At 69.7% G+C, this 14,972-nt stretch carries 11 protein-coding genes and 3 pseudogenes; 8 read left to right on the plus strand and 6 right to left on the minus strand.

Features of this window, described 5'->3' with window-relative positions:
- Nucleotides 1-165: 165 nt before the first annotated feature.
- The 4 genes and pseudogenes from ACIQZO_RS38510 to ACIQZO_RS38525 all read left to right on the plus strand — a co-directional run.
- Nucleotides 166-483 (plus strand): annotated as a pseudogene (locus ACIQZO_RS38510) (protein-glutamine gamma-glutamyltransferase); the annotation flags it as partial.
- Between the two features lie 14 nt (nucleotides 484-497).
- A pseudogene (locus ACIQZO_RS38515) lies at nucleotides 498-4,787 on the plus strand (RHS repeat-associated core domain-containing protein); the annotation flags it as partial.
- Between the two features lie 11 nt (nucleotides 4,788-4,798).
- On the plus strand, nucleotides 4,799-5,314 hold the full coding sequence (locus tag ACIQZO_RS38520; protein ID WP_403635807.1) for a hypothetical protein: 516 nt from the start codon (nucleotides 4,799-4,801) through the stop codon (nucleotides 5,312-5,314).
- Between the two features lie 754 nt (nucleotides 5,315-6,068).
- Nucleotides 6,069-6,218 carry a hypothetical protein gene (locus ACIQZO_RS38525; protein ID WP_403635809.1) on the plus strand — a complete coding sequence of 50 codons (150 nt, stop codon included), beginning with the start codon at nucleotides 6,069-6,071 and terminating at the stop codon, nucleotides 6,216-6,218.
- On the opposite strand, the gene ACIQZO_RS38530 is transcribed toward ACIQZO_RS38525, so the two are convergent.
- The 3 genes from ACIQZO_RS38530 to ACIQZO_RS38540 form a co-directional block, all read right to left on the minus strand.
- Complete coding sequence (locus ACIQZO_RS38530) at nucleotides 6,205-7,059, minus strand: class I SAM-dependent methyltransferase (protein WP_403635811.1); 855 nt, start codon at nucleotides 7,057-7,059, stop codon at nucleotides 6,205-6,207. The two genes, ACIQZO_RS38525 and ACIQZO_RS38530, sit on opposite strands and share 14 nt — an antisense overlap.
- A 399-nt stretch (nucleotides 7,060-7,458) precedes the next feature.
- Nucleotides 7,459-7,896, minus strand: coding sequence for a hypothetical protein (locus ACIQZO_RS38535; protein WP_403635813.1), 438 nt, complete (start codon nucleotides 7,894-7,896; stop codon nucleotides 7,459-7,461).
- Between the two features lie 325 nt (nucleotides 7,897-8,221).
- Complete coding sequence (locus ACIQZO_RS38540) at nucleotides 8,222-9,016, minus strand: MBL fold metallo-hydrolase (RefSeq protein WP_403635815.1); 795 nt, start codon at nucleotides 9,014-9,016, stop codon at nucleotides 8,222-8,224.
- A gap of 106 nt (nucleotides 9,017-9,122) precedes the next feature.
- Here ACIQZO_RS38540 and ACIQZO_RS38545 point away from each other — a divergent pair, with 106 nt between their 5' ends.
- From ACIQZO_RS38545 to ACIQZO_RS38555, 3 genes are all read left to right on the plus strand, one after another.
- A complete protein-coding gene (locus tag ACIQZO_RS38545) occupies nucleotides 9,123-9,707 on the plus strand; it encodes an ABATE domain-containing protein (RefSeq protein WP_403635817.1) in 585 nt (194 codons plus the stop codon).
- Nucleotides 9,704-10,378, plus strand: a complete 675-nt coding sequence (locus ACIQZO_RS38550) for a hypothetical protein (RefSeq protein ID WP_403635819.1) — start codon at nucleotides 9,704-9,706, stop codon at nucleotides 10,376-10,378. Before ACIQZO_RS38545 ends, ACIQZO_RS38550 begins: the two co-directional genes overlap by 4 nt.
- A 504-nt stretch (nucleotides 10,379-10,882) precedes the next feature.
- Nucleotides 10,883-11,512, plus strand: a complete 630-nt coding sequence (locus ACIQZO_RS38555; protein ID WP_403635827.1) for a glycosyltransferase family 2 protein — start codon at nucleotides 10,883-10,885, stop codon at nucleotides 11,510-11,512.
- A gap of 29 nt (nucleotides 11,513-11,541) precedes the next feature.
- On the opposite strand, the pseudogene ACIQZO_RS38560 reads toward ACIQZO_RS38555, so the two are convergent.
- Nucleotides 11,542-12,751: pseudogene (locus ACIQZO_RS38560) on the minus strand (IS3 family transposase).
- 184 nt (nucleotides 12,752-12,935) lie between these two features.
- Between ACIQZO_RS38560 and ACIQZO_RS38565 the strand changes: the two are divergent.
- Nucleotides 12,936-13,325, plus strand: a complete 390-nt coding sequence (locus ACIQZO_RS38565) for a hypothetical protein (RefSeq protein ID WP_073502245.1) — start codon at nucleotides 12,936-12,938, stop codon at nucleotides 13,323-13,325.
- 370 nt (nucleotides 13,326-13,695) lie between these two features.
- On the opposite strand, the gene ACIQZO_RS38570 is transcribed toward ACIQZO_RS38565, so the two are convergent.
- Both ACIQZO_RS38570 and ACIQZO_RS38575 read right to left on the minus strand, forming a co-directional pair.
- Nucleotides 13,696-14,361 carry a transposase family protein gene (locus ACIQZO_RS38570; protein WP_403635821.1) on the minus strand — a complete coding sequence of 222 codons (666 nt, stop codon included), beginning with the start codon at nucleotides 14,359-14,361 and terminating at the stop codon, nucleotides 13,696-13,698.
- 110 nt (nucleotides 14,362-14,471) lie between these two features.
- The coding region (locus ACIQZO_RS38575) for an IS5 family transposase (protein ID WP_403635823.1) at nucleotides 14,472-14,972 on the minus strand (501 nt) is incomplete at its 5' end.

The raw sequence follows: 14,972 nt of genomic DNA on the forward strand, positions 1-14,972 counted from the left end.
GGAGCAGCGAAATCCCGGCCGATGCCGGCCCGTTGCCGCTCCCTGACGCATCGAGGCAAAAGCGGGAGCAGGGGGCATGCCGGCTTCGGCAGCTCTTTTCTGCCGCCGTGCAGACGCTTCGCGTTCTCTCATGCCACCTTTCAATGAAAGGAATTCCAGGATTTCATGTACAAACGTTCAGGGTTCCTCGCCCTCACCACAGTGGGCATCGTTCTGTGCACCGCTGGTCTCACGCCGTCCGTCAGTCAGGCAGCCGGCGGTACCGGCGACGGGAAGGGTTCCTATGCCGACAGGAACGGCCTGACAGCGGATGACATCCGACGCATCAACGCGCTGAACGAAGAGGCCCTGGACCTGGGCCGGACGGGCAAGACCCCCGGCACGGGCCTGCCGAGCGCCACCGAGTCCCTCAGGTCCTCCGCCGCGGCCGGCGACAGGGTGACGCCGCCCGCCGAGCCGCTGGAGCGCATGCCCGACGCGTACCGGTCCCATTACCCACCGACGGCACCACCGGCACCCGGACCCTGTCCGTCACCCCGCCGTCGAACGGGAGCCACACCCTCCAGGTGCGCACCGTCGACAAGGCCGACAACGAGTCCGAGGCCGTCGAATACACCTTCCACGCCGGATCGGGCGGCTTCGTCCAGCCCGAGGACGGCGAGCGTACGGCCCGACGGCTTCCGCTGACCGCCGAAGCGGACGGCGCCGCCTTCAACGCGGCGTCCTTCTCCTGGCGCCGCTCCGAGGCCGACCCCTGGGTCCAGATCCCGCCGGGGCACGTCACCAACGGCGGCACGCCGCTGACGGCCTGGCCCGTCTCCCTGACCGCGGGGCGCACTCCCGCACTGGTCTGGAACACCACCGACACGGTCGACCCGGACGGCAGCGTCCAGATCAAGGCCGACTTCACCGGCCCGGCGAGCGCCACCGGCGCCACCCAGCCCCTCGCCGTCGTCGTCGACCGCAACGCGAGCGGCGCCGCCACCAGCCCGGTCGGTCCGGGCACGCTGAACCTGCTGACCGGCGACTTCGAGGTGTCGGCCACCGACGTCTCCGCCTTCGGCATGTCCGTCTCCCGCACCACCTCCTCGCGCGACCCGCACAAGGGCGCCAAGCAGGAGGGCCAGGCCGCGATCTTCGGCCAGGAGTGGTCCTCCGGCACGGCGGCCGAGATCGTCCAGTCCGACTACTCGCACGTCGCGCCGGTCTCGGACACGGCCGTGGACGTCGTGACCACCTCGGGCGACGCGCTGCACTTCACCGCCAACGCGGCACGCAACGGCTGGGTCTCCGAGCCCGGCGCCGGCGCAATGACCCTGACCGGCAGTGTCAGCGGCTCGTTCACGCTGACCGACGACGGCGGCACGGTCACCGAGTTCACCCGGGGCGACCCGGCGATGACCACCTGGCAGGTCTCCAGCACCCGGGTCGGCGGAGTCGACAACTCGACCACCACCGTGGTGTCGGAAGCGGTCACCGTCGACACCAAGAAGCTGGCCCGCCCCAAGCGGGTCATCGCCCCGACGTCCGCCACGACCGCCTCGGCCTGCGCCACCACCGCGCAGACCAAGGGATGCCGCTCGCTGGAGTTCGTCTACGCGACCGCCACCACCGCCACCGGATACAGCACCTCCGCCGACTTCGGCGACTTCGCCGGCCAGGTGAAGGAGATCCGGCTGTGGTCCACCGAGCCCGGGGCCGCGAACGCCACCTCGAAGGCGGTCTCCACCTACCGCTACGACGCCGGCGGCAACCTCCGCCAGCAGTGGGACCCCAACCTGGCGCAGAGCACCCAGGCGCAGTACGCGTACAACGCCGCGGACCGCATCGACTGGCTGCAGGCCAAGTCCGAACTGCCGTGGTCGTTCACGTACGGCCAGGCGGGATCCTCGCCCACGGCCGGTGACGGCATGCTGCTCAAGGCCTCCCGGGCCGGTCTGAAGCCGGGCACGGCGGGCGAGGAGCAGGGCACCGCGGCCACCAGCGTGGTCTACGGCGTCCCGCTGACCGGCGCCGCGGCCCCGTACCCCATGGGCACGGCCGACGTGAAGGCCTGGGGGCAGACCGGCGCACCCACCGACGCGACCGCCCTGTTCCCCGCCGACGCGGTCCCCTCGTCCCACTCCGGTTCGGCACTCGCCGCCTCGGCCTACACCCGGGCGGCGGTTACCTACCTGGGCGCCTCCGGACGTCCCGTCAACAGCGCGGCGCCCGGCGGACACATCACCACCACCGAGTATGACCAGTACGGGAACACCGTCCGCGAGCTCTCGGCCGCCAACCGGGCCCTGGCCCTGGGCACGAGCCCCGCGGACCAGGCCGCACAGGGCAACCTGGGCATCGGCCAGCTCACCAGCGCGGAGCGCGCCCACCAGCTGAGCACGACGACCACGTTCGACGCGGCCGGACTGCGGCAGCTCGGCAAGCTCGGCCCGCTGCGGCGCGTCGACCTGACCGCAGACCTGAAGAACGGCGCGACCCTGCTGGTTCCGGCAGGCACCTCGGTGACCGCCCGCGACCGGTCGGTCCTCGAATACGACGCCGGTCGGCCCACCAACGGCACCGCCAGGGTCAAGGACCAGGTCACCAAGGCCACCGTCGGCGCCCAGGTCCGCGAGCACCCGACGGTACTCGGCGAGCCCCGCGCCACCGAGACCGTGATCGACTGGGCCAGGGGCCTGCCGGTCAAGACCGTCCGGGACCCCGGCGGCCTGGCCATCACGGAGACCACCGAGTACGACGCCAAGGACCGGGTCTCCAAGCAGCTGCTCCCCGGCGCGAACGGCAGCGACGCCGCCACCCGCGTCACCACGTACTGGTCGGCGACCGGCACCGGCACCTGCCAGGGCCGCCCCGAGTGGGCCGACCTGGTCTGCACGACCGGTCCGGCGGGCGCGGTCACCGGCGGCAACCCGTCGCAGCTGCCGACGACCACCACCGAGTACAACTGGTGGGGCAGCCCGGCCAAGCAGATCGAGACGGCGAACGGGTCCACGCGGACCACCACCACCGAGTTCGACGCGGCCGGCCGGACAACCAAGGTCACCACGACCGGCGGCACCGGCACGGCAGCTCCGGAGTCCACCACCGAGTACGACGCGGTGACCGGCCGGGCCGTCAAGAACACCTCGCCCACCGGCGGGACCATCGTCAAGCAGTTCGACAAGCTCGGCCGGACGATCTCCTACACCGATGCCGACGGCGGCGTCACCACCACCGAGTACGACCTGCTCGACCGTCCGACCAAGGTGACGGACAACGTGCCGTCGACCGTCACCTTCACCTACGACCACGCCGCCGACCCCCGGGGCCTTCCCACGAAGACCACCGACTCGGTCGCCGGCGAGTTCCGGCCGTCGTACGACGCGTCGGGCGCCGTCCGCAGCGAGAAGCTGCCCGGCGGGTACACGCTCAACATCAGCACGGACCCGGGCGGTGACGCCACGAAGCGCAGCTATGTGCGCGACAGCGACTCGGCCGTCGTCTACAGCGACACCGTGAACGAATCCGTCCACGGCCAGATCACCACGCACTCCGGTATCTCCGACCAGCGGTTCCGCTACGACACGGCGGGCCGCCTGGCCTCCGTCGAGGACACGGCGGACACCGTCTGCACCCGTCGCACCTACGCCTTCGACGGGCGTTCGAACCGCACGGGCCTCACCACGGCCGCCGGCGCCCCGGGCGCCGACTGCCCGGCCACCGGCGGAACCACCACCACCCACACCTACGACAGCGCCGACCGGCTCGTCGACAGCGGCTACGCCTACGACGAGTTCGGGCGTACCACCACCGTCCCGGGGCACGGGACCGTCGCCTACTACAACAGCGACCGCACCCGTCAGCAGACCCTGTCCAACCAGCGGCAGACCTGGGGCCTCGACGCGGCCCAGCGCTACCGCGGGTGGACGAAGGAGTCGTACAACGGCTCGGTCTGGAACCAGACCGCGTCCCGGGTCAACCACTACGGCGACGACGCGGACAACCCGCGCTGGATCGTCGAGGACACCGCGACCGGTGCGGTGACCCGCAACGTCGCCTCCGCCGGCGGCCTGACCACCACCAGCAGGACGGGGGACGTCGTCCTGCACCTGACGACGATCCAGGGCTCCGTCGCCGTGCAGCTCCCGCTGACCTCCGGCCAGCCGCCCGTGGTGCTGGACACCGACGAGTACGGCCAGCCCCGCACGGGACAGGCCTCGGTCCGCTATGGCTGGCTCGGCGGTCACCAGCGCTCCGGCGAGACGCCCAGCGGTCTGACCCTGATGGGCGCCCGTCTCTACAACCCGGCCACCGGCCGCTTCCTTTCAGCGGACCCGGTCTACGGCGGCAGCGCGAACGCGTACGAGTACGCCAACGCGGACCCGGTCAACCAGCGGGACCTGGACGGCCGGATGTCCACGTCCTGGCGCAAGAAGATCATCGAGGCCAACGCCTGCATGTCGCTCGGATGGCGCGGCTGCGCCCTCGCCTCGGCGATTTCGGGAATGCTGCTCGCGACCTTCCGCAGCGGCGCGAAGAACAACGCGATCCGGCACTTCATGTGGCAGGCGAGCCTGACCTTCTACTTCGGCGCACGAGCGGCCAAGAGGCTGGGAGACGCGCATGAATGGGGCCAGACCGGACGCGACACCCAGATCGACCAGCACAACAACTCCGTCGCCCGCAGCTTTGCCGTGCGGAACTGGTGGGCCATGCTGAGCTGGTACACCTGGGGCGTGTTCTGGGCGACCCTCTACTTCTTCGCACGCGTCTACTACTACAACGGCGTGCTGTGGAGAAAATAGGAAGGGAACCTTTGATCACCACACAATCCTCGCGCCGCGGACCGTTCGTGGTCCTGGCCGTCATCGTCGGCTGCGTGACCGGGCTCTCTCTGCTGGCCGGGTCGGCGTATCTGCTCTTCTACGGGTCGGAGGGCTCGTGCCAGGAGAGCAAGGCGGTCGAGCGCATGGCCCGGGTCTCGGCCGCGGCGCCCGCCGTCGCAGCCGGCGCCATGCCCGTCACGGATCGAACCTACGTGGAGTGCATGGACGACAGCGGAGATCCCTGGGTGATGGCGAACAGCGCCTACACCCACAACACGGACGCCAAGTCGCTGGTCGCCCACTACTGGGACACCGCGAGCAAAGAAGGATGGAAAGCGGTCGGCACCCGGGAGCAGGCCCCGGCCCGGTTCCGGAGCGGCTCCGGCATGTGTTTCCACAAGGAGGTGGACGGCGCCCCGGCGCTGCTCCGGGTGGGGGCCGACGGGCCGACGGAGTTCGCCGTGACCATGGAGTCCGCTCTGGACGGATCCACGATCACCTGCTGAACCGCTGAACCGCTGAAGCGCCCCGAGGCGCCCGGCGGGCCGACGGCCCGCCGGGCGCCTCTTTCGTGCCCCGGTCCCGACTCCACCGCCATGCCAACCTTTTGAGCCGTACGGCAGGAAATGTTGCGTTACCGCTGGTTCGGTGAGGGGCGGACGGCTACGCGGCGCCGGCGCGCCGGGGCCCGGATGTCAGCCGTTGTCGTCCGGGACGTCCACCTGGACGGGCTGGTTGATGCCGTTGAAGGTGAGATCGATCGCGTTCGGGCCGCTGGCGGTCAAAGTTCGAGCGGATCGTCCTCCACGGGGTGGCCGGGCTCCCGGGCCGCCGGGAGTACCCGCTGCCGGGTCACGACTGCCCGCGCGTGTGAGCGCAGACCCGGGTGGCTGTTCAGACAGGCAGGTGTTCGTCTTCGCGGGGGTGTCGCCCCACTCGAGGGAGCCGTCGGCGCGGTCGACCTTGGTCTGTTCGTGGCCCAGGGCATACGGAGAGACAGCCGTCTCGGGATCGGCCTTGATGATCGTGAGGGCCGGGCAGGGGCTGATCGGCTGCCGCGGGGGGAGCGCCCCACCCGTGGTGCTGCCGGCCGCGGGCGGTACTCCGGCTGCCGTCACACGTCGCCGGTCGGTCGCGGCACGGCGCAGGAGAGCGACATGGTGCCGGCCCACGGCGAGCTGGACACCTTCCGGCCCGCGCCGCGGCCCTGCCGGCTCTCAGCTGCGCCACCGGTTCATCGCTCGGCGGCACGCCCCCGAGGTGCCGGTCCCCGTCACCTACGAGGGCGAGACGGCGCTCGCCTCCACCGAGAAGGTGAGCGAGTACTGCGCCTCCCACCCCGGCGGCTGCCGGTTCGAGATCAACCGCGCGGCGTCGGGCGACCACTACAGCACCGTCAGTGCGCGGTGACTGAATACGCGGCGAGCGCGCGGTTGCCGCACGGCTTGGCAATGGCCCGGAGAACGTCGGCCTGACTCAGGACGAGCTGTCGCACCGGCTCGGGCAGTGCGGCCAGACGACCATCGCTTCCCACCAGGTCGAGGCAAGCTGCGATTTCCCAGTCGCCGTCCTGAAGTTCTCCGGTATCGACCGGCTCGCTGCCGTCGGCCGTCCAGCCGGCCTCAGGCAGAAGCCGCAGCAGGCCCTCACGGGAGAAAGGTGTGCGGACGTTGCCCTGGCCATGCGATCCCGCGGCCTCGGTCTGCCCCTGGATCAGCACGGCGAGCAGGTGCGCCAACTGGTCGTCAGAGGCAGGCGTCAGGTCCCACTCGGTGAACCACAGTCGCCGCGCCCACGGCCGTACCCGGGCCAGCGTGTCTCGCAGCTGTCCGAGCGATGTGAAGTACCAGGAGCAGTGTGCGAGCACCACATGGTCGAAGGCCCTTTCGGGGAAGTCGACTGATGGGTCGAGTACGTCGGTGCCGAAGCGGAAGTCGATGCGTGGCCCGAGTGGGCCCGCCGCGAGCCGGGCTGCCGATTCTCCGATCGTGACCGGCGCCCCATAGGAGTGTGCGGCCACGTCAACGGCCACCACGCGCCCTGTGAACCCAACCGCCTCTGCAAGGACGGCGGTCATGTCGCCCTGACCGCAGCCCAACTCGAGGACGGTTGAGCCGGGTGCGATGTGCCAGCTCGCCACGAGCGCGGCGCGGTGGCGAGTCTGGGACAGCTGGGTGTGCGGGCTGTGATCGGCGGCGGCCATGCCGGCCGCGAGCGAGGGCGCCTTGGCGAGGAGATCGGAGTGATTCACAAAGTCCTTTGGTGGTATTCGACGGGTCGGTGCGGGCCGAGGGTATGAGACGCGCGAGTAGCGGCGCCTCCGATTTCCTGGACGTCATCGGCACGACGGCGGCCCACCCCAAGAACCGGCCGCCCTCGTCGAGGGCGACCAGGCGACCGTCTCCCCGGTCTTCTCGCGTCGACCCCGCGCCCGCGGGGATGCTCCCGAGTACGGCAGCCGTCTCGGGATCGGCCTTGATGATCGTGAGGGCCGTGGGGAAAGGCCGAAGCCCCGGCCCAGTCCCGGGTAGGGGCTTCGGCAGGGGCTGAGCAGCTACACGTGTGACGGTGTGCTAAGGGCCGGGTACGGAGAGCTGCGGCGTTGGCCGCGGCTTCGACCGGGAGCGGTGATGCTCCGCTTCGCGGGGTTCTACTGCGGGGCCGGGGCGGGTGCGGGGGCCTTGCCGGTCTCCCGGTCGGGGGCGGCCGGGTCGGTCTTGGGGGCGGGGGCGGGCTTGTCGGCCTTGTGCTCGCAGTAGACCTTGCCCTGGTAGAACTTGCAGCCCGGCATGTTCTCGACGTCGCGGACCTTGTTCTTCTTGCCCTGGTGCTTCTGGTTCTTCTTGCCCTTGCCGTTGTCGTGTCGCTTGTTGTCCCGGTGGTCCTTCGTGCCGTGGTTCTCGTGGCCGCTCTTGGCATGGTCCACGTGTCCGGTGGCGAGCGCGGTCGTCTGTGCGGTCGTCTGTGCGGTCGTCTGTGCGGTGGTCGGGGCGGCGAAGGCGCTGGTGGGTATCAGCACGCCACCTCCGACGATCGCGGCCGAGACGGCGAACATCGCGTAACGCTGCTTGCGGGAGGTGCGGACCATGGGAATGACTCCTGTGCGAGGCGGGGGAGGGGGACTCGGTTCCAGAGAATGTCGGGCGATATGTCCGGTTCGTTCTCTGGTTAAAAGACTGACCCCGGACCTTCATGAAGCTGTCCGCCGACTGTCACAGGCGCGTGACAGGCCTCGGTCCCCCGCCCGGGGCCTCGGTCGGATGGACCTCCACTGCCGCGATGGTCCGCCTGACCTGTGACTTTCGGGCAACTGGGCCCGGGCTCGGTTCGATGTCGGCCGCCGATCGGGCCGGGAGGTCACCCCCGTGGGGTGGCAAGCTGCCTGCGAGCAACGGTTCTCCCGGCCGTCCGGCTCAGGCGTGCCGGCGCCGGTCCGGGTCCAGGCGGTCGGTCAGTCCGGCGGCGGCGAACGCGGCTTCCAGTTCATCGTGGCCCTCGGTGAAGTGGGCCCAGCTGTCGCAGTGGACGGGAACGACGCGGCGGGCGCCGAGGATCTGGGCGGCCTCGGCGGCCTGGGTGCTGTCCAGGACGATCGGCTCGCCGTCGAAGAGGGCGGGGAAGCGGGGGGCTCCGGCGAAGAGGATGGCGGTGTCCACCGGGGTGAAGTGCTCGGCGATCTCCTTGACCGCGGTGAGGGAGGCGTTGTCGCCGCTGATGTAGACGGTGGGCAGGCCCTCGCCGGTCAGGACGAAGCCGACGACTTGGCCGAGGATCGGTTCGACCTCCTCGCGCGCCCCGGGTCCGTGCACGGCGGGTACGCCGGTCACGGTCACCGTGCCGCCGTCCGGGCGGTTGAGTTCGACGGATTCCCAGTCGGCCAGGCCCTTTGCCTTGTCGCCGAGGCGCTGTCCGCCGCCAGGGGTGGTGAGGGTGAGCGGGACGTCTGCGAGCAGGGCCCGGCCGGAGTTGTCGAGGTTGTCGGGGTGCTCGTCATGGGAGAGCAGGACCACGTCGATGGGGCCGAGGTCGCCGGGGGTGGAGGTGGAGGGGGCGGTCTTGGTCAGGGTCACGCCGGGCGCCGGGTAGTCGCCGGGACCGTCGAAGGTCGGGTCGGTCAGGAAGCGCAGGCCGCCGTACTCGAAGAGGGCGGTCGGGCCGCCGAGGACGCGGACGGGGAACTGGTCTGTCGATGCGGGCGCAGGGGACACGGAAAACAACACCTCACGGATGAATACGAATGAACCGTGAGGTGACCGTAGTCGCTTCTCACGGATAGCCGCAAGACGTACCATGAGGAATGTGAAGGAGCCCGCGATGGAAGACCCCGTCCTGCCCCCCGCCCAAGGCGAGGAGGAGCACATCTCCCTCGCCCTTGCCAACAGCGCCATCGCGCGGCCCGGCGGGCACACCCTTGACCTCTTGGGGACCCCTGCGCGGGCGAACCACTGGCTGGCGGAACGCGGGCTCGCTCCGATCGACGCCGGTATCCAGGAAATGTGCGCGACGCAACTACGCGCGCTGCGCGAACAGGTCAGGTCGTTGTTCGCGGCCCGTGCCGCGGGTCTCCCCGCCCTCCCCGCCGCCGTCAGGGCTGTCAACGACGCGATGACCCGGGTCCCCACCGCCCCACTGCTGCAGTGGGACGACAAGAACGGCCCCTACCGCGCCACGACCCACCCCACCACCGCGATCCTCGACCACGCCCTGGCCACCCTCGCCGCCGACGCCGCCGACCTCCTCACCTCCCCGAACGCCGAACGCCTCACCGCATGCGGCTCCACCCCCTGCAACCGCTACCTGCTCCGCCAGGGCCGTCGCCACTGGTGCTCCACTCGCTGCGGCGACCGGGCCCGCGCCGCCCGCGCCTACGCCCGCCGCACCCGGACCGGCACGGAATGACGCCGCCGCCGGTGCCGTCCCCGGCCACCACCACCGGCGCCACCTGCACCGGCATCACCCCCCAGTACACCTACGACGCGACCGGCAACACCACCAAGCGTGCCGAGACGCCGGGCAGCGCCACCTCCCAGACCCTGAACTGGGGTCCGGAGGACAAGCTCACCAAGACCACGGAGGGCGCCACCGCCACCGGCTACGTCCACGACGCCGACGGCGAGCTCCTCATCCGCCGCGACCCGGTGGGCGAGACCGTCCTCTACGCGGGATCCAACGAGGTGCACCTCAAGGGTGCCAAGAAGTGGGCCGCCCGCTCCTACAGCATCGCGGCCGTCAAGGTCGGGGTACTGGCCAACGAATCCGGCACCGCCAAGCTGTCCTTCGTCGCGGCCGACGCCCACGGCACCTCGTCCCTGACCATCTCCGCCGACGACACCCAGGCGGTGTCCAAGCGCTACACCACCCCGTTGGGCTGGGCGCGCGGACCGGCGGCCGCCAACTGGCCGGACGACAAGCGGTTCCTCGACAAGCCGGAGGACACCGCAGAGCACAGCTTGATTGCCTACGAGCGTCGGCATCACGGCTGGAGCGCCACAGTACTGGTACCCGAAGCGGAGAACCGGCCCCGTATTTCCCAGGAGGATGCAGACCTGGAACACATCGGAGGCGGCTGAGCGCTTGTAGGTTCCGGCGGAAGTTGTCACCGGGCGTCACCGCGACCTGCAACTATGGCGACTATCCAATGGGTTTGTCTGCGGGTTTGTCCAGCCGATCTGTCAGCTTCTTTGGCGTGGTGCCTGCATGGGGCCCCTGACACCTTGGAGTTAGCGGCCCTCGGCCAGACGCCGATGTCGCAGCACCGGAGCGGCTCGTCTTCAAGCCGACTCGGGTGGTCCAGAAGACGGGGTTCAACGACGACGCCGCCGAGGACCTGCGCATGTCCATCGCGAGCGAGATCGGGAGGGAACCGGTCATGCCGCGTTCGGGTGGGATCGGGGGTCTTTGCAGACGCCGAGGCGGGCGGGCGGTCGCATGGCAGGCGCCGCCAGGCCTGTGGGAGGGGTTGCCGGGTTCCGGCGGGGGCAGCTATCGGGGGCGGCGTTGCCGCGCCGGGTATGAGTCGGGCGGGATGGCTGCTCTGGCTGCCGGCACTGTCAGGACTGAACGAATGGATGCGTATGCCGTTGGTCTCCTGCATTCTGGCGACGAAGGACCGGCCGCATTTCCTTGCGCGTGCGATCGATTACTACCTGAGGCAGACGCTGCCCGATACCGAGCTGGTGATCGTCGACGACGGGTCGCAGTCGTGTGAGGCGCTGGTGCCCCGAGCCCCGCACATCACCTACCTTCGGCTTGCGAACGAGACGCCGCTGGGTACGAAGCTGAATCTGGGGATCGAGGCCAGCTCCGGTCGCGTCATTCAGAAGCTGGATGACGACGACTACTACCATCCGAGGTTCCTGGAGGTGATGACCTCCGCACTCTCCAGCTCCGGGCGCTTCGATGTCATCGCCGGGGTGGAGCGGCTGCTGGTGCTGATCTCGGCGACGGGAGATCTCGTCGATGCCGGCGGCGGCTGGTTCGCCGGAGGTACGTACTGCTTCTTACGGGATACCTGGAAGCAGCACCCGTTCCGGGACGTGCCGGGTGGACGTGTTCTTCCTCGAGGATCATCCCGATCACGTCACGCTGCCGGTGTCCGTCCCCGAGTTGTACATCCTGGTGCGCCACGACCAGCACACCTGGACCCGTATGGCGCCCGAAGCGGTGCAGCCGTTCACCGGCGTGCCGGTCGAGGACGTCACTGAGGTTGATCCCGGGGAGTGGACACCGGGTTTCATGCGACGAGCGACAGCGTACGTGTCGTGTTGAGTTGTCGTTCGAACTCGGCTGGGTGCGGTATCCGAGTGCAGAGTGGCGACGGCGCCGGTTGTAGTACGACAGCCAGCGGAACAGCTCGAGCCGGGTCTGTGCCTTTGAGGTCCAGCGGCGTCCGTGAAGCAGTTCGCGCTTGAGGCCCTGGAAGAACGACTCGGCGAGGGCATTATCGTAACTGGAGCCGACGCGGCCCATGCTGCGGCGGATGCCATGCCGCAGGCAGACCTCAGCGAAGGTTGCCGCGTTGTACTGGGCGCCCCTGTCGGTGTGAAATACGACGCCGCGGACCCGGCCACCGCGGGTGGCCACGGCCATCTCGATCGCATCGGTGACGAGAGAGGTCCGCATGTGGTCAGCGATCGACCAGCCCACGACCTTCCTCGACCAGATGTCGATCACCGTGGCGAGGTGGAGCCACGTCGAACCGACGGCTGTATAGGTGATGTCTCCGCACCACCTCGTGTTCAGGGTGTCCGCGGTGAAGTCGTGCATCACCAGGTCCGGCACGGGGGCCGCAGCCCTGTCCGCGATCGTCGTCCGCTTCTTCCTCCGCAGGTGCCGGCCGACGATGTCATTGACCCGCATCAGTCGGGTCACCCGCTTCCGGTTGATGCCCCGCCCCCTCGCCCGCAGCTCGGCATGGACGCGCGGTGCCCCAGACGCCCCTTGATGTTCGCCATGGATCGCACGGATCTCGGCCACGGTCCGCTTCTCCTCGGCCCGGCGTTCCGCGCGCTCCTGATCGGTGGCCAGGTGCCGGTAGAAGCCGGCGGGGGACGCCCCCAGCACCCGGCAGATCCGCTGGACGCCGAAATCGGCGCGGTTCTCGGAGATGAAGTCCCAGCGGCGGGATCTCACTTCACCTCCCGCGCGAAACAGGCGGCTGCCCGGCGCAGGATCTCACGCTCCAGGTGCCACTCGTGCTCGGCCTTGAGCAGCTGGGTGTTCTCCGCCCGCAGCCGGGCCGGTTCCTCGGCCACACTGACGCCGTCGTCACGGCCGTCGGACGTGGCCGGGGCCTCATCCTTGCGGACCCATGTTCGCAGTGACTCCGCGGTGATACCGAGATCCGCGGCCACCGCCGCGTACGTCCGTTTCCCAGCCGCGGCCCGAAAGAGCGCCACTGCGTCCTTCCTGAACTCCTCCGCATACGGAGACCTGCGTCCCACCTGGACATCCTTCCCTGGACCATCAAGATCCATTGTCAGGGTGTCCACTCCCCGGGGTCAGCCTCAGCCAGCGCCTCCACCTGGACGGTGGTCGTAGCCGGCCCGGCTCCCGCCTCGGATACCGTGTTCCTCTTACGGGGTGCCATAACGGATGTGACGCCCCCCCACCGGAGGTAGTCAGCGTATGAGTTCAAAGCGCAGCAAGAATCCAGCCCTGCCCGTACTCGACGATGCATTCCGACTCGCGTCGGTCAAGGACGCCGAAGAGTCCACCCGTGACTTGGCCGCGCGGCTGGCCACCACCGAGCTGCGCCGCGTTTCCCACCCGGGCCGGGTCACCTGGGAGCCCACCGATCAGGCCGAGCCCGTACCGGTCCCGCCGACTGTGGTCGACGGTGACGGGGACCTGTGGCTGCGGGACCGGGGCACTGGCACCTGGACCATGCCCGAGTTCAACCCGAAGGATTTCCCGGCCCGCTGTGGCGAGGTTCTGACGTGGAATCAGCTTGCCCGCGAGTTCGGCCCGCTGACCGCACTGGCCGACGACCGCCGCATCGGCGGCGGCCGGCGCTGACCGCGCAGCATTCTGGAATGACCGCGCCCCTGAAGCGCCCGTTACGGGTAGCTGGGAGCTCCAGCTCACCGCCGAGCTCGACGATGGCGGCGAACAGGTGAGCGTGGTGGTGGCGAGCGACGGCCTCGAACATCGTGGTGCGGGCCTGGCGCCACCCGATGTCCTCGGTGCGGCCGGCGTCGGTGGACCAGCCGGGTAGCGGTCGGCCTTCAGTTGCCGTGATGAGCGCACGGCCCGGCTCGCCGATCGACTGCTGCCAGTCGGCCAGCTGCCCGAGCAGGCCACACACCAGCTCGTCGACGGCGGCCACCGGGCCGGCAGCGCCCGCAGGTCCTCCCCCTCCTCCGGAGGAAGAGCGGCCGTAAGAGGGTCACGTCCTGGACCGCCGGTCATGCCCGATCTCCACGGCGAGGCCGTCGACGAGGTGCTTGACCAGGCCTAACTGGCGGGCGTGGGTGACGTCGGCGCAGCGTGCGGGCTGGGCCCGGCTGCAGAACAGCATCCGCCCGTCCGCGTTGGTGAGAACCATGGCCTTGACGGCGTTCTGCTTGCTCTTGCCGGAGATGAACTTGTCCCGGTCTTTTCGTCCAGTGGCGGGCCTGCGGACCCGGATCTCGGTGCCGTCGATGATCCCGGTCTGTCCGCTGGTCCCGAGGTGGTCGATGACCTCGGCGAGGGTGCGGAGCCGGATGCCGGCCGCGATGGTGCAGCCACGGGTGGCGAGCAGGGGCCTCACCTCGCCGATCGCCCGGGTGATCGTGGAGCGGTCAACGCCGAACCAGCAGGCCAGCACGTCGTGAGTGGCACCGTGGCGGAGGTGAACGAGCGTAGCAAGGAGCCGGTCGATGAAGACCAGGCGGTGCTTTGCACCAGCGCCAACGGCCCGCTCACGCGGCCTGGACTCCAGTCTCTCCTGATGCCGTTCGTGCCATAACGGACCTACCTCGGCAACGAGTTCGGCGATCACATCGGCCGAAAGCCCCGTGATCCTCCTCCGGTCGCTGATGATCGCTGCACGAGATCTGTTCCCCACCACACGAACATGATCAGGGACCAAGCCTCAGCGCCGCACCGCCAACCATGCACGAGCTCGTTACTGCCACCGAATCTCTGACTCAGGTCACTAGGGCGCGTATTGGGTCGTGATCAGTGGGTGGCTCGCGTGAGGTCCTTGATCCAGATCATGGAGGCGCGGAGGTGGAGGCCGGCGAGGTAGCTCTCGGGGGTCTTGTCGTAGCGTGTGGCGATGCCGCGCCATGCCTTGAGCTTGTTGATCAGGCGCTCGATGGTGTTGCGGTCCTTGTGGAGGTCGACGTCGCGGGTGACGGGCCGGCCGCCCCGACAGCCCTTCTTCTTCCGGTTGGCGGCCTGGTCCTTCTTCTCCGGGATGACGGCTTCGATGTTGCGTTTGCGCAGGTAGGCGCGGTTGCCGCGGGAGGAGTACGCCTTGTCGCCGGCGACCGCGTCCGGCCGGGTGCGGGGCCGGCCGGCCGGGCCACGGACCCGCAGTTGGTCGAGGACGGGGATGAACTGCGGGCTGTCGGCAGCCTGTCCCGCGGTCAGAACCAGCACGAGCGGCCGGCATTGACGGTCGCAGGCAACGTGGACCTTGCTGGTCTGCCCGCCCCGCGAACGTCCCAGCAGGGC

This window comes from Streptomyces sp. NPDC097617 (genome assembly GCF_044761485.1).
GTDB lineage: Bacteria > Actinomycetota > Actinomycetes > Streptomycetales > Streptomycetaceae > Streptomyces.

Excerpts from the sequence above, each read along its gene's own strand:
- ACIQZO_RS38535 (WP_403635813.1), bottom strand. The coding sequence starts at position 7,896 with ATGGTCCGCACCTCCCGCAAGCAGCGTTACGCGATGTTCGCCGTCTCG.
- ACIQZO_RS38555 (WP_403635827.1), top strand. The coding sequence starts at position 10,883 with ATGCCGTTGGTCTCCTGCATTCTGGCGACGAAGGACCGGCCGCATTTC.
- ACIQZO_RS38565 (WP_073502245.1), top strand. The coding sequence starts at position 12,936 with ATGAGTTCAAAGCGCAGCAAGAATCCAGCCCTGCCCGTACTCGACGAT.
- ACIQZO_RS38550 (WP_403635819.1), top strand. The coding sequence starts at position 9,704 with ATGACGCCGCCGCCGGTGCCGTCCCCGGCCACCACCACCGGCGCCACC.
- ACIQZO_RS38545 (WP_403635817.1), top strand. The coding sequence starts at position 9,123 with ATGGAAGACCCCGTCCTGCCCCCCGCCCAAGGCGAGGAGGAGCACATC.